The following is a 19,879-nucleotide window of genomic DNA, read 5'->3' as shown; positions in this document are numbered from 1 at the left end:
AGGACAGAAAGCCGAAGCTTGTGGGTGGATTCTTGCACCACCGCCGGCATTAGCGTTACCTTGGGTAACACCTCTGCTTACCGGAACCACCATGCTGAGATTGAACGTCAATGGCACCGACCATGAGGTCGATGTGGACCCTGCCACCCCGCTGCTGTGGGTGATCCGCGAGCAGCTCGCGCTCACCGGCACTAAATACGGCTGCGGCATCGCCCAGTGTGGCGCCTGCACCGTGCATCTGAACGGTAAACCCGTCCGGTCCTGTGTCACCCCTGTGTCGCGCGCGGCGGGCTCTGTGATCCGTACCATCGAAGGTATCGCCGAAGGCGAACAGCTGCATCCCGTGCAGGCGGCCTGGGTCGCCGAGCAGGTACCCCAGTGCGGCTACTGTCAGTCGGGTCAGATCATGTCCGCGGTAGCCCTGCTCGCGGACAATACCACCCCCACGGATGAGGACATCAACGCAGCGATGAAGGGCAACATCTGCCGCTGCGGCACCTATCAGCGCATCAGAAAGGCCATAAAACGCGCGGCAGGCGAACTCACCGGCGTGCAGACATTCGACCCGGAGGTGCAGCGTGGGTAAGTGGACCAGACGGGGATTCATCGCCGCCGGTACTGTCGCCGGTGGTGCGCTCATCGTCGGAGTCGCGCTGCGACCGGGCAATCGCAATTCGAAACTGGCACCGCTGGTGACCGGAGACGGTGAAGCGCTGATCAATACCTTCGTGAAGGTCGGTGCAGACAACACGATCACCGTGATCGCACCCCATTCCGAGATGGGTCAGGGTGTGCACACCGCCCTTTCGCAGATGCTGGCGGATGAAATGGACGCAGACTGGGATCTGGTCCGATTTCTCGAAGCGCCCGGCGAACCCGAGTTCGCCAATTACGCGCTGGGCAAAGGCTTTGTGCTCGGGAATATGAAAGTACCGGCGGTCCTGATGCCCACGGTGGATGGCGCCTTCATCCAGATCGCTGAAGCCATGGATCTGCAGATCACCGGCGGCAGTACCTCGGTGCAGGCGACCGGGGTGCATGGACTGCGGGTTGCCGGCGCGGCAGCCCGTCAGCTGCTGATCGAGGCGGCCGCCCGCCAGTGGTCGGTCCCGATATCTGAACTCACTGCACAATCGGGCCAGATCCTGCACGTCGCGAGTAACCGCAGAGCACCCTTCGCAGAGTTCGCCGCGTTAGCGGGCACGCTGACACCGCCGGTGAACCCTGTGCTCAAGCGCCCGGAGCAGTTCACCATCATGGGTCAGTCGAAGCCCCGCCTGGATATCCCGGCGAAGGTGGATGGCAGCGCGTCTTTCGGAATCGACGTGGTGCTCCCCGGTATGAAATACGCCGCGGTGCGTGGCGCCCCCGTCTTCGGCAGCAAGGTGGTTTCTCTGGACCCGCAGCGCGCCCTGGCCATGCCCGGCGTGCTGGATGTCGTGGACCTGGGTGATGCGATCGCGGTGGTGGCGGACGGCTACTGGCAGGCGGAGCAGGCGCTGCAGGCCGTGCAGGCGACCTTCGCGGATGATCATGCGAAGGACGTCGATCAGGATGTCATCTTCGCCCAGTTCCGCCGCGACATGGATGCTGGCCAGGGGAATGAGGACCGGGTGCGCGGTGATGTGGCCGCAGCTTTCTCGAGTGCTGACAGCGTGGTGGAAGCCGAGTACCGGGTGCCCTATCTGGCCCATGCGTGCATGGAGCCGCTGAATGCCACGGCACGCATTCTGGATGGCCGCTGCGAGGTCTGGACAGGCTCGCAGAATCCGCTCGGTTTCAAGATGGCAGTGGCCGAGGCCCTCGACCTGCCGGCTGAGCAGGTGACACTGCACAACCAGTATCTGGGCGGCGGGTTCGGTAGGCGTTCGCAACCGGACTATGCGGTGCAGGCGGCGCGAATTGCGCAGAAGACGGGCCACCCGGTGAAGCTGATCTGGAGCCGGGAGGAGGACATCCGCCAGGACCGTTACCGCCCTGCGGTGTTGAGCCGCTTCAAGGCTGCGCTGGATGCGTCCGGTCAGCCCATGGCCTGGCAGAATCATTTCGTGGATAAGCACGAACCGGCGGAAGCGACCCACATTCCCTACGCCATCGCCAATCTGGATGTGCGGGATTTCGCCAGTCCTACCCACGTGCCCTTCGGACCCTGGCGCAGCGTGGATCATTCCCAGCACAGCTTCTTCACTGAATCGTTCATTGACGAACTGGCCCACGCTGCGGGTGCGGATCCCTATCAGTACCGTCGCGGGCTGCTCGAAGGGGAACCGCGCATGCGCACCGTGCTCGATCGCGCCGCCACGGAAGCCGGCTGGGATCGGCCGCTGCCCGAAGGCTGGGGCCGGGGCATTGCCCTGCAACGCTCCTTCGGCACCATCGTTGCCCAGGTGCTGGAGATCGAGGTGCTCGCCGGCAAGGTGCGGGTGGACCGGGTGGTCTGCGTCGTGGACCCGGGTTTCGCAGTCAGTCCCGATGGCATCGCCGCCCAGATGGAATCCGGCGTGATCTACGGACTCACCGCCGCCCTCTATGGCGAAATCAGCATCGAAAACGGTGCGGTGAAGCAGAGCAACTTCCACGACTATCCGATGGTGCGCATGGACGACACCCCGAAGATCGAAGTCCATGTGATAAACAGTGGTGAGGTATGGGGTGGCGCCGGGGAGCCCGGTACACCGACGGTGGCACCGGCGCTGGCCAATGCGGTGTTCGATGCCACCGGTACCCGGATACGGCAGCTGCCGCTGCGCATCTACGACCTGCAGTTCCGGGTCGAAGAGCGGGAGGTTTCTGCTTAACCGCTCTCCGGCGATCCTGTTCCCGAGGAAAATTCACGCCGCGTTGACCTCGGCTATGGGTGAATGGCTCCATGAACAGAAAAATCCGTGCACCGGCCCCCCATACCCTGCTGAGGGAAGCCCTCACTCCCCTGCAGTTCTCGCTATTGCTGCTGCAGGCGCGGACCCTGGCCCTGGCACCCCGGGGCAACGGCGAGCGGGTGTTCGTCTGGCCCGGTTTCGGCGCGGGGAATACTTCCACCGCCACCTTACGCAGGTACCTCCGCTATCTCGGCTATCAGGTGGAAGGCTGGTCCCAGGGTAACAACAATGGTGATGTTCTGAGCCTGATAGACCGCCTGAAAGCGGACCTGTCCAGAGACGCCTCCGGGTCCGTCACCCTGGTTGGATGGAGCCTGGGTGGTTACCTTGCCCGGGAAGTGGCCCGCGATTGTCCTGAGCGGGTCAACCGGGTGATAACACTGGGCAGTCCCGTGGTCGGTGGTCCTAAATACACGGCGCTCGCCAACACTTTCGCACGGCGCGGAGAATCCATGGATGAGATCGAGCGTCTCGTGGACGCACGCTACGAGACGCCTCTCGAGGTCCCCGTGACTGCCATCTACTCGAAGTTGGACGGTGTGGTGGCCTGGGAGGCCTGCATCGACAACCGCAGTCCGAACGTGGAACACCATGAAGTGTTCAGCTCGCATGCAGGACTCGGCTTTTCGCCACAGGTTTATCGCATCATTGCAGGGCGGCTGTCCGGTCAGATCGCCGTGCAGCAGCCCGCTGGTGTGGTCTGAGCGTGAAGCAGCTGCAGTTGCGGAATACCACTGGACGAGCTTGCGGGCGCTGCATTGCAGCTGACAGAGCCATCAGACCATGCGCATAGGCTGCACTCATGCCGCGCTTTTCACCCTGCTGCTGACGTACGGCGGGACAATCCTGGCCTACGAAGAGCCCGATTTTTCGGTCGTTGCGACCGTCAATCACGTGGAATTCCGGCGCTATGAACCGTACCTGGTTGCCGAGACGACGGTGGTTGGAGAGACGGACCGGGACCGGGCGGTCAATACCGGCTTCCGTCGGTTGTTCAACTACATCAGTGGCGACAATATCCTGCGCACTGAGGTGACGACCACAGAAGGTGCGGCCAGAGGCACAAAGATCTCCATGACCGTCCCCGTGCAGCAGATCCGCCAAGCCAATGGGTGGACTGTTTCGTTCGTAGTACCGAGTGAGTTCGAGTGGGAAAGCGTGCCGCTGCCGGCTGATTCACAGGTACGGATTCGACAGGTACCAGGTGTGCTTATCGCCGCACTGCGTTATTCCGGAAGGTGGAATGACAGAAACGTGGAACGCCATGAAGCAGAACTCATCGGGCGTCTCAATGCACTCGACATTGTCCGAAAAGGACCGGCGGTGACCGCATTCTACAATGCTCCGTTTTCGCTGCCATTCATGCGACGCAATGAAGTCATGTTCGTCGTGGATCGAATACCGGCTGATGCGCCTTGAGGTGCAGTCTTCTCGCAACCTGTCACGGGATAGCCTTTCAGGTTTCCCGCCGCACCCACCTGCTGGTCGAGCGCACATCTTCGATCTCTCGCCCTGCTTTTTTCCAGCCGGAGAAGCCCGTTTCGATGTGTGCGACGTTCTTAAAGCCCATATCCCGGAGTGCCAGCACGGCGAATACCGAGCGGCCTCCACCGGCGCAGAAGAGGATGGTGCGGCGATCTTCCTGGAAGTAGTCGCGGTAGTAGGGGCTGGCCGGATCCGCCCAGAACTCAAGCATGCCGCGCGGTACGTGAATCGATCCCGGAATCGTGCCGAGATCGACCCGCTCCTGCAGTTCGCGCAGATCGAGCACGAGCGCGTCCGTGTTCTGCTGGGTTTCGGCAACGAACTCGTCGATGCTCAGGTTCTCGATCTGCTTTTTGTGTTCTTCAATGGTTTCGAAAATGTTTCTGATGGCCATGCCTCTGCCTCCTTCTCTCTCTGTTATCTGCTCTGACCCCGCACCAGACGGAATGCCAGCAGCCCGACACCGCCCACCCCTGCGACCAGAACCACCCAGAGCAGGATTGACTGCCAGTCGAGCGGCGCGGGTCGGGGCACAAGTGCCGCTTCACCCGCGAGTGTCCGGGCCTCGCTGAGCCCGGTCAGTGGCAGGCTGTCCCAGGTTGCGTCTTTGTCGAGGCGGTCAAGCATTTCCTGGACCGGCCACTGTCGACCCGGGGTATCCGCCTTACCGTAAGCGAGGGTATAGGGGGCGGGCCCCTGGCGCAGGAACAGCAGTTCATCCGGCAGCCAGCCGATACGCAGGCTCAGGGCGAGTCCGGGATCCGGTGTCGGTTCGGCCCGCCAGTAGCGATCCCGGGTGGTCGCATAGGAAACCGGGTCGCCGGTCACCGCGGCGGTGCCCTCGTGGTCCACGGCGACCCGGTAGAAATTGCGCACGCCGCGGTCCTGCCAGGGACCGGCAGGTCGATTGCGGGAGTACAGTTGCGCTTCGATCAGATAGCTGGCGCTTTCCATGGTGAGTGAGACGCGGTCCGTGGCAAACAGTCCGCCTGTGTCGAATTCGTACCCTCCCTCAACCGGACTGGCGGGGAGTGTTTTCCAGTGCCGTTCGGGTGCTTGTGAGTGTTTCGAGCGTACCCGGATGTGAGTGATGGGAATGGGTTCTGTGCCGGCCAGTGAGGTCAGCCTGAGATAGCGGCTGCGGACCCCGTTCAGCGCGATGCGATTCACCTGCACACGCTGCCCGTTCGTCTCCAGGGCGGCGAGCGTTGTCGAGTTCAATACAGTCGACCACTGGTCGAGATCGTCGCTGGACTCGACCCGGAAACGGCTGATGCGGTTTTCGAGATCCGCCTGCCAGCCTACGTCGATCTCGGCAACAGGAAGGTCGTAGTGGCTCGCATCGATCAGAAAAGCACGGCTGTGATCCACACTGGCGTTGCTGCCGTGTACGGCGACCACGGCGCCGCCGTCACCCAGTTCGATATTCACCGCAGCGGCGCCTTCCAGTGCCTCGGCAACCGGCAGCTGAAACAGCGGCAGGGATTGCCATCCCGTATGTGCGGAAGTGACCGCCGGTCGACGCAGTGCATATGGAATTTCTTCACCATTGCCATTGAAGACCCGCAGATCGCCCAGGTCTTCCCGCACCACCCACTCATAAACATCCTGGTCCAGACTGGCGCGCTGCACGAGATTTTCGGTATCCAACAGCACCCGGCCACGCGCGAACTCGGTGGGACCGGCAAGAACACTCACGCTGCAGGCAAGTGTCAGCAGGATGAATGAGTAACGCAACGGGGTCATGGGGTCGCCTCCTGGTGCTCGGCTGCACGGCTTGGGGGTAGTGGCGCCAGAAACCCGATGAAAAGCATCAGAGCGCCCACACTGATGAAGGAAATGATGCGGGATATCACACCGAGATTCGACAGATCCACGGTAAACAGTTTCAGAATCACCACGGCGAGCAGCACGGCACCCACGATCCAGACAGTGCGCAGGCGCCGGCGCGCGCCTGCGCCCATCGCCACCAGTGCGATCAGTGTCCAGAGAATGGAGAGGGTGGTCTGGAAGGCGTCCGACCCGGCGAGTGCGTCGATCGGGTAGTCCACCCCGGCATAGAAGTGCACGGCGCGGGCGGCGGTGAGGTTCAACCAGAGAAAACCGACGACCGCCAGGATACTCACCGCCACCCGATTGTCGATGCGCGCGCGGACGCGCGCGACCCGCAGCACCCAGACAGCCATCGCCAGCAGAACGCCCAGCTGAGTCAGCTCAAGCGGGTTGACGATCACCAGGTAGGGCAGGGGCGCGGGATCGGCAGGAAGCACTCCTGCGAGCAGCAGCCAGGCAATGAGTGCGAGGAACATGGTCGCCATGCCCCGGCCCAGGTAGCTGTCCCAGTAGTCGATCAGCGGCCACCGGGCGAGATCGCGCGCACGCAGCAGCCCGGCAATCAGGAGCAGAGGCGGCGCACCCCAGGCGGCCAGTGTCCAGGCCGAGTCCGGGTAAGCGCTGTGGGCCAGGGCAGCGGTGCACCAGGCACAGAAAGCGGAGAAGAACCACCAGAGGGCGGCATGCCACAGCGGCAGTAGCCGTGGCCATCCCACTGTCGTACGCAGGTGCCAGATCAGCACTGCGAATCCGGCTGGCCAGGCCAGCCACCCGAACTCGGTGAGCGGGATCCCGCTGTGCCAATCCTTATCCAGACCCAGCAGTGAGCTCACCAGCAGCGGCAGCAGAAAAAACCCGGCCAGCTGCGCATCCCGCCAGCGCAACCAGCGGCTGAGCTGAATCACTGCGGCAAAGGAGGCGCTGGCTGCGAGCAGGAACAGGTGTGTGTTGAGGTTGGTTGCCACGAACTGCGGAGAGGCGGGTGCTTCGAAGCGATCCCATTCCATGTACAGGCCAGCCAGCCACCAGAGGCCGCCCCAGAGCAGAAAAAACCAGGACAGCGGGCCCTCGAGGCGGTGCACAGACGCCTTACCGGCCGACAGCAGATAGGCTGTGAAGGCGGCGGCGAGGCCGAGGATGGCCATACCCAGCCAGGCGCTGTTGAGGAACAGTGTGCCGGCGTGTTCCGTGCCGATCTCCGCCACATAGGCCACGGCGGCCGCAAGCTGCAGGAGGACACCGAAGCAGCGTGTCAGCGTCTGCCGTTGCCGCAGGCCCACCCACAGCAGTCCGGCGCCTTCCAGGGCCCAGCTTGCCGCGGTGAAGCGGTGATTGTCGAAGGCAAAGGGAATCGCGAGTGTTGCGAAGATGACAGCCAGTGCGAGGAACGACTGACCGAGCAGAGAACCCGCGAGCGGGGCGTTCTCCAGCGGGGCCTTCGCGAACGCAGCGTTCGATGCAGATGTACGTCTGAGCCACAGCGCCAGCAGCACATAGAAGACGGCGGCTGCCAGGGCGGAGTAGGCCAGACCGAAAGGCATGTCGGCGACCAGCGCCGCCTGCAGGGCAAAGGCGATGATGGGGGTGCCGAAAACCAGGGTCCCGTCCACCACGGCTTTCAGATTCACGCTCTGTCTGCGCGAAAACAGCACGCTCACCGCCACGTAGTAGACGAAGAACAGCAGCAGGAAGGGCTCGGTGCTCCGGAAGTATTCGGGCTGGTAGTACTGATAACCCCAGGTGGCACCGATCGCGAAGGTGAAGACAAAACCGATCCAGTTCAGCCAGCGCCAGTAGCGGAACCAGGCCATGGCGAGGATGCCGGCGTTGAGCAGTGCATAGTAGGAAAACAGTGCCACATGGCTGCCGGCCCCGGTGGAGGTCAGCACCGGTGCAAGGAAGCCTCCGGTGGTGGCGAAGATGGCCAGTGACTGGGCGTTCTGCAGTACGGCGAGGATACAGGATGCTGCCGCAAGCACTACGAGCAGCGCGAAGGCGGCTGTAATCGGCAGCAGGTCGTACATGCGCGCGGCGGCGAAGATGGTCAGATACAGCAGGCCGACACCGGCGCCCTGCAGCACCACACCGTAGGTGTCCGTGCGGGCGCGGAAGCGCCAGCCGAGTGCGGTGAGGATGACACCGAACACCGAACTGCCCGCAAGGCGCAGTTCGATGGGCAGCATTGCGTTTTCGTAGGCGAAACGCAGCAGGAAGGCGACGCCGAAGAACAGCACCACCACGCCCACCCGCACCACCAGGTTGCCGGTAGTGAAGAAGCGCACGACCACCTGCAGGAGTTCGCGCACGGTGGATTCGAATCTGCCGGGAGGTGCGGGTGATGCATCGACCGGCGGGTGATACACCTCCCGGGTTTCATCGGCAGTTGCGCTCACCTCGGGACGGTAAGTGTCCTGTGTCGCAGCCGGTGCTGATGTCTCTGCGCTGGCAATGGGCGCAGAAGGCAGTCGGGATTCGATTTCCTGCAGTCGCGCAGCGATGGCTTTGAGCTCGTTCTGCTGGCGGTATACGTAGGCGGCGACAGAGCCCAGCACCGCACCGAACAGCAGTCCACCGGGTCCGAACAGACTGCCGCCGATGATGGCGAAGGCGAGGCCGATCAGGATGAGCATGTACGAGTATCCTCAGCGGCTCCCGGAGTCGGTTCAAGCCTGCCCGATGGGTGCTTACAAATCCACCGGATATACCGCATTCTCAAACCTCAGCAGGGATGTTGCGGGGAGCCATGACACAGCAGGGATTCGATCGCGGCTGGTTCGTGGTGGCCGGTCTGTTTCTGGTACTCACCATCTCCTCCGGCTTCGGCTTCTACAACCTCTCTGTGTACATCGCCGTGCTGGCAGCGGAGCAGGGCTTTGCGATCTCCCAGGTGTCGGTGGCGGTCAGTCTGTTCTTTGTGGTCGGCGGTGTGGCCGGTATTGGTGTGGCGCAACTGCTGGATCGATTCGATGTGCGCTGGATCATGGTGGGTGGCGCTGCGCTGGCGGGGGTCGGTCTGGGTCTGTCGGGATACGCGCGCAGTCTCAGCGAGTTGTATGCACTGTTTCTGCTTTTCGGGGTCGGCAACGCTGGTGTTTCCATCGTGGTCAGCACTACTCTGGTGACCCGCTGGTTTCCGGGACGGCAGCGTTCGGTGGCGTTGTCCGTCGCATCCACGGGTCTGTCGATGGGTGGCGTGATCGTTACCCCGATCTGTGCCCGGCTGCTCAATGACGCAGGCGCTGTCACCATGATGCCCTGGTTTGGTGCCGCCTTCTTTTTCTGCATCGTACCGGTGGTGCTTGCCGTGATCCGCGATGGCCGGATGCTCTCCAGCACAGGGTTGCAGACGCTGGAAGTCCAGGGCTGGCTCTATCGGGATGCTGTGAAGTCCCGCTTCTTCCGACTCATCACAGCCGCTTATCTGCTGTGCATGCTGTCCCAGGTGGGTGGCATCAGTCACCTCTACAGCCGGGCGGAGATTGCCACCGACTATCTGATTGCTGCGACTGCGGTGCAGGCATTGAGCGCCATGAGTATCGTCAGCCGGATTCTCGGTGGTTTCATCGTGCAGCGGATATCGTTGCGCAGTTTTGCGCTGGGCAATCTGCTGGGTCAGGCCAGCGGGCTTGCTCTGCTCGCGCTGGCGGAGGGTCCGGTGCTGGTGCTGGCGGGTGCGGGACTGTTCGGTGCAACCGTGGGCAACCTGCTCATGCTGCATCCCCTGTGGCTGGCGGAAGCCTTCGGTGGCAGGGCTTATGCGAAAATTTTCTCAGTCTCCAATGCCTACACGGTGCTCGGTGTCGGCGGTGGCCCGATACTGCTCGGGCTTCTGTATGATGCTTCCGGTTACCGGCTCTCATACGGCTTTGCAGCGGCCGTCAGCCTGCTGGCTGCGGTACTGATGTTCGCCGCGGGGCGTGGACCCGGGAAGAGCCTGGTGCCCGCGGGACAGTGAATATTCGGACAGAGAAGGTCCTATGGTGATGGAAACAGGCAGGATGGCCCTGAGAGTCGAAGTATGCGCGGTCGCAAGAACCGCCTCGGGAGCGCAGACGTTGCTGCAGCTGCTGCTGCTCTCCCTTCTGTTTTCCGCCACTCTCGGTCAGGCCGCGATCCCCGCACGCCTTGGGGACGGTCAGGCGCTGCCGAGTCTCGCGCCCATGCTCGAGCGGACCTCACCGGCGGTGGTGAACATCGCTACGTATACCACCTACCAGGTGCGCAACCCGCTTCTGGAGGATCCCTTCTTCCGGCGTTTTTTCAACGTGCCGGATGAGCGGCGTTATCGCCGGACCCAGAGCGCGGGCAGCGGTGTGGTGGTGGATGCGGATAAGGGCTACATCGTCACCAACAACCACGTGGTGCAACGGGCGAACGAAATCACCATCACCCTGGCCGATGGCCGCAGCCTGCCGGCAACCCTGGTCGGTGCGGATCCGCAGGTCGATCTCGCCGTGCTCAAGGTCGCGCCGGAAGATCTCACCGAGATCGACTTCGCCGACTCCAGTGCCCTGCTGGTGGGGGACTTTGTGGTTGCCATCGGTAATCCGTTCGGCCTGAGTCAGACCGTGACCAGCGGCATAGTCAGCGCGCTTGGCCGGAGCGGGCTCGGTATCGAAGGCTATGAAGACTTCATTCAGACCGACGCGTCGATCAATCCCGGTAACTCGGGAGGGGCGCTGGTGGATCTGCGCGGAAAACTAGTGGGGATCAACACGGCCATCATTGCGCCAACCGGAGGGAACATCGGGATTGGCTTTGCCATTCCCGCCAACATGGTGCGCGCCATCATGGCCGAACTCATCGAAAACGGCGAGGTACGCCGCGGTTATCTGGGCATCACTGTGCAGGGATTGAATCTGCAGTTAGCCGAGGCGCTGGGTCTGGACCGCTCGGAAGGCGTGGTGGTCGTCGAAGTGGAACCGGAAAGCGCCTCCAGCGAAGCCGGTCTGCAGTCCGGCGATGTGATCGTTCAGGTGGGCGATCGGCAGATCAACCGCCTTGCGGATTTCCACAGTCAGACTGCGGTGATGTTCGTGGGCGACCGGGTCAAAGTGCAGATCCTGCGCGATGGCCGCAAGCGCACGGTGACGCTCAACATCGCAGACGATGATCAGAACCGCATGCGGGGTGATCGCATCGATCTGCGTCTGGAAGGCTGTGTGCTGCAGAATTTCCACAATGAGGAAGGTGGCGGGGCAGCCACACTGGGTGCCGGCGTACTCGTGACCGAGGTGGACGAAGACAGCGTGGCCTACCGTTCCGGTCTGCGTCCGGGCGATGTGATCGTGGCCGCCAACAGACGCGGTGTGCGCAACCTGGGAGAGCTCCGCGACGCCGCGGGGACATCCAGCCAGCAGTTACTGCTGCGCGTTTACCGGGCGGGAGAATTCGGTTACGTGGTGATCCGCTAGGGCACCTGAAGCGGCAGGCCCCCGGGGAAAACCCGGGTTGCCTTTGATGCCCTTTGCTGCGGCGCCAGGCGGTTCGGGCTATTCGAACATGATCACCGAGCGGGCGACCTCACCCGTCTTGAGGGCGTCGAGCCCTTCGTTCACATCCTCCAGCTTGATGCGCCGTGAGATCAGATCGTCCAGGTGCAGGCGGCCCTGCAGATAAAAGTCGACGAAGCGCGGCATGTCCACCCGGAAGCGGTTCGAACCCATGTTGGAGCCCTGCATCTTGCGCTCCATCAGAAATTCGGCGCCATGGAGTTCGATGTGTGTGCCGACCGGAATCATGCCGATCACTGTCGCAGTGCCGCCGCGACGCAGCATCTTGAATGACTGTTCGGCGGTGACCTTCAGACCGATGGCTTCGAAGGCGTAGTGCACACCACCGCCGGTGAGTTCGCGTACGGCTTCCACAGGATCGCTCGATTTCGCGTTGACCACGTCGGTTGCACCGAACTTCCGGGCCAGTTCCAGTTTCGACGGCACCATATCCACCGCGATGATGCGCGCGGCACCTGCGATGGCAGCACCATTGATGGCAGACAGGCCTACGCCACCGCAACCGATCACCGCCACAGATGTCCCGGGCTCGACTCTGGCCGTATGAATCACGGCACCGACGCCGGTTGTCACACCGCAGCCGATGAGGGCTGCCTGTGCCATCGGCATGTCTTCACGGATCTTGGCGACTGCATGTTCGTGCACCAGCATGTACTCGGCAAAGGAAGACAGATTAAGGAACTGCCACATGCCTTCACCGTCTTTGGAGAGTCTGGTGGGCTGATCGGGCGGCCGCTGCAGTTCCGGTTCCTGACACAGCGACATATGGCCGGTGAGGCAGTGTTCGCAGTGACCGCAGAATGCCGACAGACAGGTGATCACACGATCGCCGGGCTTCACGTAAGTCACCATGCTGCCAACCGCTTCGACCACACCGGCGGATTCGTGTCCCAGCACGGCGGGCAGAGGATAGGGGTAGGCGCCATTCTGAAAATGCAGGTCCGAGTGGCAGACACCGGCTGCTACCGTGCGCACCAGCACCTCTCGCGGCCCAGGATCGCCGTGCTGAATATTTTCGATCACCAGGGGCTTGTTTACTTCTCTGAGTACGGCAGCTTTCATTGCCTCTTCCTTCCCGTTTTTAAAGCCTGTAAGAGCGCTGGAGTTTGCCAAACCGATGTCGGGATTACTACTATCCCCGGACGGTAGACGCCCTCGAGCGCGGAATTCAGGTGCGGGCCGCTGCCTTTGAGTTCAATCGCGGAGTTGCCCAGATCGTGGTGCTGGTCGGAATCGGCTCGAACAGAGGAGACTCGCGGCACATTGTGCTGGACGCCATGGGGCGCCTGAGTGAATTCGCCCAAGGCGCCGTGCTCTGCTCCCATCTCTGGCAGACCTCGCCGGTGGACTGTCCGCCGGACTCTGCGGATTTCATCAATGCGGCAGCCGCCTTCGAACATCGGGCCGGACTGACCCCGGAAGGGCTGCTGCAGTGCCTGAAGGCGCTGGAGCGGGAGTTCGGGCGGGCGCCCAACCCGCCGCGCAACGCACCGCGGGAACTCGACCTGGATCTGCTGCTTTTTGATGAAGAGGTGCGGGACTCGAGCACGTTCACCCTGCCGCATCCGCGCGCCATCGATCGGCTCTTTGTGCTCGCCCCCGCGGCAGAGGTGGTGCCGGATCTGCGCTGGCCGGGTTCGGGAAGGACAATCGCCGAGCTGTTGGGCAGGCTGGACACCGCTGAGCGCGTGATCCGGCTGGCGGCGGGGGGCTGAGGGATGCGCAGGGTCCTGCTGATCGCCTGTCTGTGTTCTGCAACCAGTGCCCTGGGTTACGAAGCCTCAACGCACCAGTATCTGACTTTTTTCGCTGCGCGCCATTTCAATCATTGCGTGACTGAAACCGATATTCCCCGGCTGACACCGCTGGAAGTCCGCTATATGGCCCGTGCCAGTGCCGGTGTCGCCGAGACCGGCTTCTTCCTGCGCATGTTCCGCTGGAACTATTACGACCCGAAGGGTCAGTCAGGGAAGAACCTTCTCTGGCTGGTCGAGACCCGTTTTCACAAACACTTCAATGAACTCACGGAGGGGCTCGAGCGCACCGGGGATCCCGTAGACGCCTATCGGGATCTCGGTCGCCTGCTGGGTTACATCCAGATGGTGACGTCTCCTGCGCATGCGGTCCCGGTGTTCACCGCCCGCTTCTGGCGATTCAGCTTCTCCGATCGTTTCGACAATCACCCGGTCGACGAGGCCGGTGTTGAGCTTCGCATGATCGACGATTGCTCATTCCTCGAGGGTGCAGGCGACGTACCGGGGGAGTCGATTCAGGATGTGCTGGTCGCCACGGCCGAACGCACCATCGCGTCGGTGCGGGAAACCATCCCGGGCATACCGGCGACCTGGGAGGCTTTCTGGATGCCGAGTCGCAGAGGGGGCGACTTTGGCGAATATGGTGATGCCGGCAACAGTTTCGGTCGCCGGGTGGAGTTCCGCTGCGGGGGTGCCCATGCCCGGGACCTGAATGAAGCCACACAGGCTTCTGACGCCGGCGGGAGCACCCGGCAGCACTGTGTGCTGCTCAATGATGACCCGCTCTATGACGAATTTGCCCTCGCCCGCCATGTGGACGCGATTCGTGCTTCCCTGCGTGTGATGCTGATCATGCAGACCGGCAAGCGGCTGAGCCTGCCAGCGGTGGACTGAGGCTCGGCAGCGGCCACCATCTGGCGCGCCCCGGGCGCAATCCGCAGCCCGTGCTATCTTTTTGAGATGGCCCTGCTGCAACTCTACAGCGCGCAGGAAGACCGGCACCGGGCGGTACTACTGGCCGAATTCCTGAACTCGCTCGGCACCCGCTGCGAGCTGATTACTGCCGAAAGCGCACCAGCCGGCGATACGGTGCTGGTGGCGTGGACGGCGGCTGCCTCCAGGAAACCCTGGCTGCTCGATCTGTTTGCCCGAAGTCCGGACACGGTGGCGCTGGTGATCGACCCGGTACCGCTGCCGGTGCGTTGCGAACGGGCCGTGGATCTGTCCACCTGGCCTGCGCGGTCTGCGGACACCCAGGTTGCGGGCCTGGTGAGGTGGCTCGAATCCGGCGATCGCAGCAGCGACTTCGGTCGAGCGGCAAAGCGCAAACTGCAGAGAAGCCACGGCAAAAAATCGGCCGCCGCCGGCAGGCGGCCATCCGTTGACAGAACCGGTCTGGGCGCTCTGGGTGTATTGCTGCTGGTGGTTGCCCTGGTGGTCGGCGTTGCCATGCGGGAAGATGGCCCGGAGCCCGTCGCGCAACCGCAACCGCGACGGGTCGTCGACCAGCCCGGTATCGATGGCGCCGGCACTCCGGTGCTGCCCGGGAAGGGTGCAACGGCTTCCGGGATCGCAGCCGGGCCGGTGACCGCCGGGCCGGGAATCGCTCCGACAGCCGTCGGCCCGGCAGGCACCAGCGACACCACAGTCCGGGTCCCGGGTCTGGGAGATCCGATGATCGAATCACTCCCCCCGGAAGAGGCATTGACCGTGCCACCGCCGCCTGCCTCGCAGAATGCCGGCAGCAGTCTGGCGCACCTGTGTCGAGCCGGCAGTCCTGCAGCTGCACTGGCCTGGTACGGCGTGCTGACCCGGCAGCAGCGTGAGCTGGCCAGCCGCGCGATCTGCGTGCGTGAACTGCTGCAGCGACCCGGTTATGAAGCGCTGGGGGAACTCATCGCGCAAACCTGAGCGGGCGGTGGAATAATGACCACGGCATTGGCGGTGCATTCAATCTGTCCGCACCGCGTCCATGACGGGTCACGCACACAGCCGCGATCTCACGGGGGGAATTTGAAACTCGGCACCACACCCTGGAATTTTGCCGACCGCAGCGCGGGTGGACTGGCAGCACAGGCCGTACGGGCCGAAGCGCTGGGCTTCGACTCTTTCTGGCTGCCTGAGAACCACTTCAACCCCCACGCGATTCCTGATCCGCTGATGCTGCTGGCCGCGGTTGCCAGCAGCACCCGGCACATTCGACTCGCCACAACCTCGTACCTGCTGCCGCTGCGCAACCCCCTGCAGGCGGCGGAGCAGGTGGCGGTGCTGGATCAGCTCTGCAACGGCAGGGTGATCCTCGGTATCGGTCGCGGCTATGCCCCGTCGATGCTGAAAGCCTTCGAAGTACTGCCGGCGGAAAAGCGCGAACGCTTCGAGCACTGTCTGGGGGTGATGCGGCAGGCCTGGTCAGGGCAGCCGGTAGTGATCTCTGAAGCAGGAGATCAGGTCGTAGTCGACCCGCTTCCCGTACAACGACCCCACCCGCCGCTGTGGGTTGCCGCCTTCGGGCCGAAAGCACTCGCTCAGGCAGGCCGGCTCGGTCTGCCCTATCTGGCCTCTCCGGTGGAAACGCTGCAGCAGCTCGAAGCCAATTACTCACGCCATACCCTGGCGGCCAGCGAGGCAGGTCACCCCCGGATCGACACGGTGCCGATCATGCGCGCCGTTTTTGTCGTTACCCGCAGCAGTCAGGCACGAAGACTGCGCGAAACCGTGCACAGCGAAGCGCTGAAATCCGGTCGGCTGCCTGCAGATGCGGAAATCGATGACTGGACCATCATTGGTGACGAGCGCTTTCTCGAAGACCGGCTGGTGGAGTATCGCGAGCGTCTGGGGGTCAGTCATCTGGTGGTCAGCCGCATGCGGATGGGTGAGATGGATGCGCAGGACATCGAACATTCGATGGCGAGGGTGGCCGACATCGCAGGAAAAATTTCGGGCGACTGAAAAAGGGGAGGACCCAGGAGTGACATTTCGTGTTCTGTGGCCGGCGATGCGCTGGCCCGACAACCGGCAGATCGAAACTGCGAGCGTAGGTAAAGACGGCTGGGCTGAATTCTGTGAAGCCTTTGCCGAGGTGACCGACGAACAGTGGTCGAACTGCGACGCCGTGGTCACTGTCATGGATATACCCGCGCAGTACCGCCAGAAGATGACCAGATGCCGGATTCTGGTCACGCCCAAGGTGGGCTTCGACAACCTGGATGTTGCCGCCTGGGGCGCCATGGGCATACCTGTATGCAACGTGCCCGACTATGGCACCCAGGAAGTGGCCGATCATGCTCTGGCGCTGCTGCTGTCTCTGATGAAAGGCATCACTTTTCACACCCGGGAATTGAAGAAGGATCCGCAGCGTCACTGGCGACCCGCGCTCAATCCGTTCGGCAGGCGATTGTCTGCCTGCACCTTCGGTGTGGTCGGTCTCGGGCGCATTGGTACCGCGGCGGCGCTGCGTGCCAAGGCCTTCGGTATGGACGTGGTGGTCTACGACCCCTACATAAGCAACGGCTCAGAACTGGCGGTGGGCGTACGCCGGGTGCATTCGTTGACCGAGCTGTTCGGACAGTGCGATGCGGTGAGTCTGCACCTGCCGCTGTCTGCCGAAACAGAAAAGCTGATCAACTCGGGCGTGCTCGCTGCCAGCAAACCGGGCCTGATTCTGATCAATACAGCGCGAGGACCGATCATCGATCTCGATGCGCTCCACGATGCCCTGCGGGAAAACAAAGTGCAGGCGGTCGGTCTCGACGTGTTGCCCGAGGAACCGGCTAATCCCGGGCACCCGCTGATCAGAGCCTGGGCGGCAGACGAGGACTGGATCGACCATCGCCTGCTGATCACACCTCACTCAGCGTTTTTCACGCCTGAAAGCGTCTATGACATGCGCTTCAAGGGGGGTGAGGTAGCCATGACCTATCTCCGCGAAGGTCGGTTGCAGAACTGCGTGAATGGTGCGTTTCTCAAGGAACGGCGCTAGAAGCCTCCGGCGGAAGTCTGTTGATGGGCGGAGCCGAAACCGAGCTTGCTATCGAACACGACGGCGCAACCTTGCGCGGCACCCTCCGTCTACCTGCGGGCAGATCCGGGGTGCCGCTGGTGATCATGGTTCATGGCAGTGGCCCGCTCGATCGCGACACGAACATGCCTGGTCAGCGGCTGGATGTGTTTAAAACCATCGCAGGGTGTCTGGCGGACATCGGCGTTGCCAGCCTGTGCTATGACAAGCGCGGATGTGCGGCGAGCACGGGAGATTTCCTCCGGGCCGGGCATTCGGATCATGTGCAGGATGTGGTGGCCTGGGTCGACAGGATGGGCGCCGAGCTGCGGATCGACCCCGGTCGGATCCTTGTGCTCGGTTACAGCGAAGGATGTCTCATCGCTCCCCAGGTATTCATACAGCGCTCCCGAGTCGCCGGATTGATCCTGCTGTGTCCCTTTGTTGATCGCATCGAATCCATACTGCTCAAGCAGGCAGCGCAGTTGCAGAAGGAATCAATGCAATGGTCAGGACTCTCGGGTTTTCTGCAGATGTGCATGATGCGGATCCAGGGCATGCATGTGGAAGCCCAGCGAAAGCTGATTGACCGGGTCAGATCCAGCAGTGGAGATGTTCTGCGTGCCGGTCTGAAGCGCATGCCGGCGAGGTGGCTGCGGGAGTTGCTGGCTATCGAGCCCCGTGCGCTGTTTGCGCAGGTCACCTGTCCCGTGCTGGCCATCGGTGGCGGCAAGGACCTGCAGTGCGAAGCTGGAGACGCAGAGGCAATCAAAAGCCTGGTGTGTGGAGGGAGTGAGATTCACGTCGTACCCGACCTCTCACACGTACTCCGCCTGGAAAGAGAGATGCCGACTTTCGCCCGCTATTCTGAATTGATCCGGGAACCAGTGGCGCCGGTGGTGCTGGATCTGATCGCTGACTGGCTGCAGCGGCTCAGCCGATTACCGCCAGCAGCGCGTTGACAGCCAGCACGACCAGGGCGCCGGTCGCCGCGAGAAACAGCACGAAACGCACAGCGACCCGGTTCCACAGCGCCTGTACCAGACTGTGGATGATCCGCAGTCCCACATAGACCCAGGCGAGCACAACATTAGTGGCGCCGTCGGCGCCCGCAAACACCAGAATCATGATGGTGGGGTAGAAAATCGTCGGCTGCTCCATGAGGTGGGTGTAGTTGTGGGATATCCAGGATATGCGCTCGGGCAATACACCCTCCAGGTCAGCGCCGCGGCCACCCACCTGGGTGGTCAGGTTGATGCCGGCTTCCGGCAGGGCGGGCAGTCTGCTGAGCGCGACCCACGCCAGCATCACGAGCGACCAGAGCACGAGAACCGCGGCGGGGATGAGAATCGGGCTGCCGGTGATTGCCTGAACTTCCATCCTTTTTTGCCTTCTGCCATCCGGAGTGTTTTGACAGTGCGATTTCATCGATCGTCTGTCAATGAATTCGGAAAGGATGTTTCAGGCTGACCCGCGGTGGTGACTGGCTACCAGCGGGCCTTGAATCCCCGGGCATCAATATGCACAAACGGGCCGTGACTGGGCGTACTGTCATAAATACCGATACCGCCGACGGATTCCCCGAATGTACCGTTCCGCTCCAGGCGGTCTACGAAGGTGGCCAGCCACTCTGAGTCGGCTCTGCTGATCCTGCCGTCCCGATTGAGGTCATCCATCGCACCATTGCGATCCATGTCGACAAAGACATCTGCCGCGTCTCCCCAGACATGCCGGCTGTACTCGCCATTGCCGATACTGCGGTTGTATGCAGGTGTGCGGAAGCCGCTCATCACCGTCAGATCGGTAACACCGGGGTTATCAGCATTCAGCCTGGAGAGGACGATTTCGAGTTTCTGAATCAGTTCGGGTCGCAGTACCAGGTACTTCGGAAATCCTGATGACTGTTTACAGAGGAAATGACCGAGGGTGAAGTTCGGCGAAACCCGTGTATCGGCGTTTTCCGGGGTTGCTTCAATGAATGCACGCGGTGCTTCGTAGATCGTCAGCCCTTTGAGTGGTTTCCCGGGATAGGCACCGAGGCGGTAGCCGTTGAGTACATCTGTTGCGAGGCCTGATTCGGTCCACATGACAAACACGTTCAGGCGCATCTCCTCACCCGACCGGGTGCTGATCTCCAGGCGATGGGTGCCGGGATTTTCCGGCATCCTCACAGAAAGGCTCCCACCCTGGGGGTGCAGGACTCTATCGTCGAAGTGGAATTGAGCGCCTTCAGCGGTCAGATCCAGAAGTTCGATGTTCAGCCGCTGACCGGGGACGGCAAAGACCCCGAATACTTCGTAGCGATTTTCGATACCGTTGACTTTGACACCGAAGGACAGCTGGGACTGGGGTAACGCACCCGCACCAAGGCTGATCGACAGCCCCAGGACGGCGAAGCACAGTTTCAGCGGGGACATG

Annotated in this window: 18 protein-coding genes; 12 read left to right on the top strand and 6 right to left on the bottom strand. The window is 62.5% G+C overall.

The window, feature by feature from the left end; genetic code table 11:
• The first annotated feature begins 91 nt into the window (after positions 1-91).
• The 4 genes from R3E82_13620 (at position 92) to R3E82_13605 (ending at position 4,298) form a co-directional block, all read left to right on the top strand.
• Positions 92-586, top strand: coding sequence for a (2Fe-2S)-binding protein (locus R3E82_13620; GenBank protein MEZ5551928.1), 495 nt, complete (start codon positions 92-94; stop codon positions 584-586).
• The gene (locus tag R3E82_13615; GenBank protein ID MEZ5551927.1) at positions 579-2,798 is read left to right on the top strand and encodes a molybdopterin cofactor-binding domain-containing protein; all 2,220 of its coding nucleotides are present in this window, start codon (positions 579-581) and stop codon (positions 2,796-2,798) included. Before R3E82_13620 ends, R3E82_13615 begins: the two co-directional genes overlap by 8 nt.
• 71 nt (positions 2,799-2,869) lie before the next feature.
• A complete protein-coding gene (locus R3E82_13610) occupies positions 2,870-3,583 on the top strand; it encodes an alpha/beta fold hydrolase (protein ID MEZ5551926.1) in 714 nt (237 codons plus the stop codon).
• Positions 3,584-3,662: 79 nt separating this feature from the next.
• Positions 3,663-4,298, top strand: a complete 636-nt coding sequence (locus R3E82_13605; protein ID MEZ5551925.1) for a heme-binding protein — start codon at positions 3,663-3,665, stop codon at positions 4,296-4,298.
• Positions 4,299-4,335: 37 nt separating this feature from the next.
• Here R3E82_13605 and R3E82_13600 read toward each other — a convergent pair whose 3' ends face one another.
• From R3E82_13600 to R3E82_13590, 3 genes are read right to left on the bottom strand one after another with little or no spacing between them, the layout of a single operon-like run.
• On the bottom strand, positions 4,336-4,758 hold the full coding sequence (locus tag R3E82_13600) for a rhodanese-like domain-containing protein (protein ID MEZ5551924.1): 423 nt from the start codon (positions 4,756-4,758) through the stop codon (positions 4,336-4,338).
• 23 nt (positions 4,759-4,781) lie between these two features.
• A complete protein-coding gene (locus tag R3E82_13595) occupies positions 4,782-6,110 on the bottom strand; it encodes a DUF3999 domain-containing protein (protein MEZ5551923.1) in 1,329 nt (442 codons plus the stop codon).
• Complete coding sequence (locus R3E82_13590; protein MEZ5551922.1) at positions 6,107-8,827, bottom strand: DUF2339 domain-containing protein; 2,721 nt, start codon at positions 8,825-8,827, stop codon at positions 6,107-6,109. The genes R3E82_13595 and R3E82_13590 overlap by 4 nt, the downstream gene beginning before the upstream one ends.
• 113 nt (positions 8,828-8,940) lie before the next feature.
• Between R3E82_13590 and R3E82_13585 the strand changes: the two genes are divergently transcribed.
• On the top strand, positions 8,941-10,152 hold the full coding sequence (locus R3E82_13585; protein MEZ5551921.1) for an MFS transporter: 1,212 nt from the start codon (positions 8,941-8,943) through the stop codon (positions 10,150-10,152).
• Between the two features lie 43 nt (positions 10,153-10,195).
• Complete coding sequence (locus tag R3E82_13580; GenBank protein MEZ5551920.1) at positions 10,196-11,611, top strand: Do family serine endopeptidase; 1,416 nt, start codon at positions 10,196-10,198, stop codon at positions 11,609-11,611.
• 78 nt (positions 11,612-11,689) lie between these two features.
• Here R3E82_13580 and R3E82_13575 read toward each other — a convergent pair whose 3' ends face one another.
• Positions 11,690-12,772 carry a Zn-dependent alcohol dehydrogenase gene (locus tag R3E82_13575; GenBank protein ID MEZ5551919.1) on the bottom strand — a complete coding sequence of 361 codons (1,083 nt, stop codon included), beginning with the start codon at positions 12,770-12,772 and terminating at the stop codon, positions 11,690-11,692.
• Positions 12,773-12,816: 44 nt separating this feature from the next.
• On the opposite strand from R3E82_13575, the gene folK reads away from it, so the two are divergent.
• The 6 genes from folK (at position 12,817) to R3E82_13545 (ending at position 18,423) form a co-directional block, all read left to right on the top strand.
• Positions 12,817-13,425: a 2-amino-4-hydroxy-6-hydroxymethyldihydropteridine diphosphokinase gene (gene folK, locus R3E82_13570; GenBank protein ID MEZ5551918.1), complete on the top strand. Its 609-nt coding sequence runs from the start codon at positions 12,817-12,819 to the stop codon at positions 13,423-13,425.
• A 3-nt stretch (positions 13,426-13,428) separates the two neighbouring features.
• Positions 13,429-14,358 (top strand): hypothetical protein, encoded by a 930-nt coding sequence (locus R3E82_13565; GenBank protein ID MEZ5551917.1) that lies wholly within the window; start codon positions 13,429-13,431, stop codon positions 14,356-14,358.
• A 66-nt stretch (positions 14,359-14,424) separates the two neighbouring features.
• A complete protein-coding gene (locus tag R3E82_13560) occupies positions 14,425-15,375 on the top strand; it encodes a hypothetical protein (GenBank protein MEZ5551916.1) in 951 nt (316 codons plus the stop codon).
• A 102-nt stretch (positions 15,376-15,477) separates the two neighbouring features.
• Positions 15,478-16,413, top strand: a complete 936-nt coding sequence (locus tag R3E82_13555; GenBank protein ID MEZ5551915.1) for an LLM class flavin-dependent oxidoreductase — start codon at positions 15,478-15,480, stop codon at positions 16,411-16,413.
• 19 nt (positions 16,414-16,432) lie between these two features.
• Positions 16,433-17,443 carry a C-terminal binding protein gene (locus tag R3E82_13550; GenBank protein MEZ5551914.1) on the top strand — a complete coding sequence of 337 codons (1,011 nt, stop codon included), beginning with the start codon at positions 16,433-16,435 and terminating at the stop codon, positions 17,441-17,443.
• A 23-nt stretch (positions 17,444-17,466) separates the two neighbouring features.
• Positions 17,467-18,423, top strand: a complete 957-nt coding sequence (locus R3E82_13545; GenBank protein ID MEZ5551913.1) for an alpha/beta fold hydrolase — start codon at positions 17,467-17,469, stop codon at positions 18,421-18,423.
• Here R3E82_13545 and R3E82_13540 read toward each other — a convergent pair.
• Both R3E82_13540 and R3E82_13535 read right to left on the bottom strand, forming a co-directional pair.
• Positions 18,395-18,841 (bottom strand): MAPEG family protein, encoded by a 447-nt coding sequence (locus R3E82_13540; GenBank protein ID MEZ5551912.1) that lies wholly within the window; start codon positions 18,839-18,841, stop codon positions 18,395-18,397. The two genes, R3E82_13545 and R3E82_13540, sit on opposite strands and share 29 nt — an antisense overlap.
• 107 nt (positions 18,842-18,948) lie before the next feature.
• Entirely contained in the window at positions 18,949-19,878 is a 930-nt protein-coding gene (locus R3E82_13535; GenBank protein ID MEZ5551911.1) for a D-Ala-D-Ala carboxypeptidase family metallohydrolase, read from the bottom strand.
• Between the last annotated feature and the right edge of the window lies 1 nt (position 19,879).

It is taken from the genome of Pseudomonadales bacterium (genome assembly GCA_041395945.1).
GTDB lineage: Bacteria > Pseudomonadota > Gammaproteobacteria > Pseudomonadales > Azotimanducaceae > SZUA-309.
This window is presented reverse-complemented; position numbering and strand designations above follow the sequence as displayed.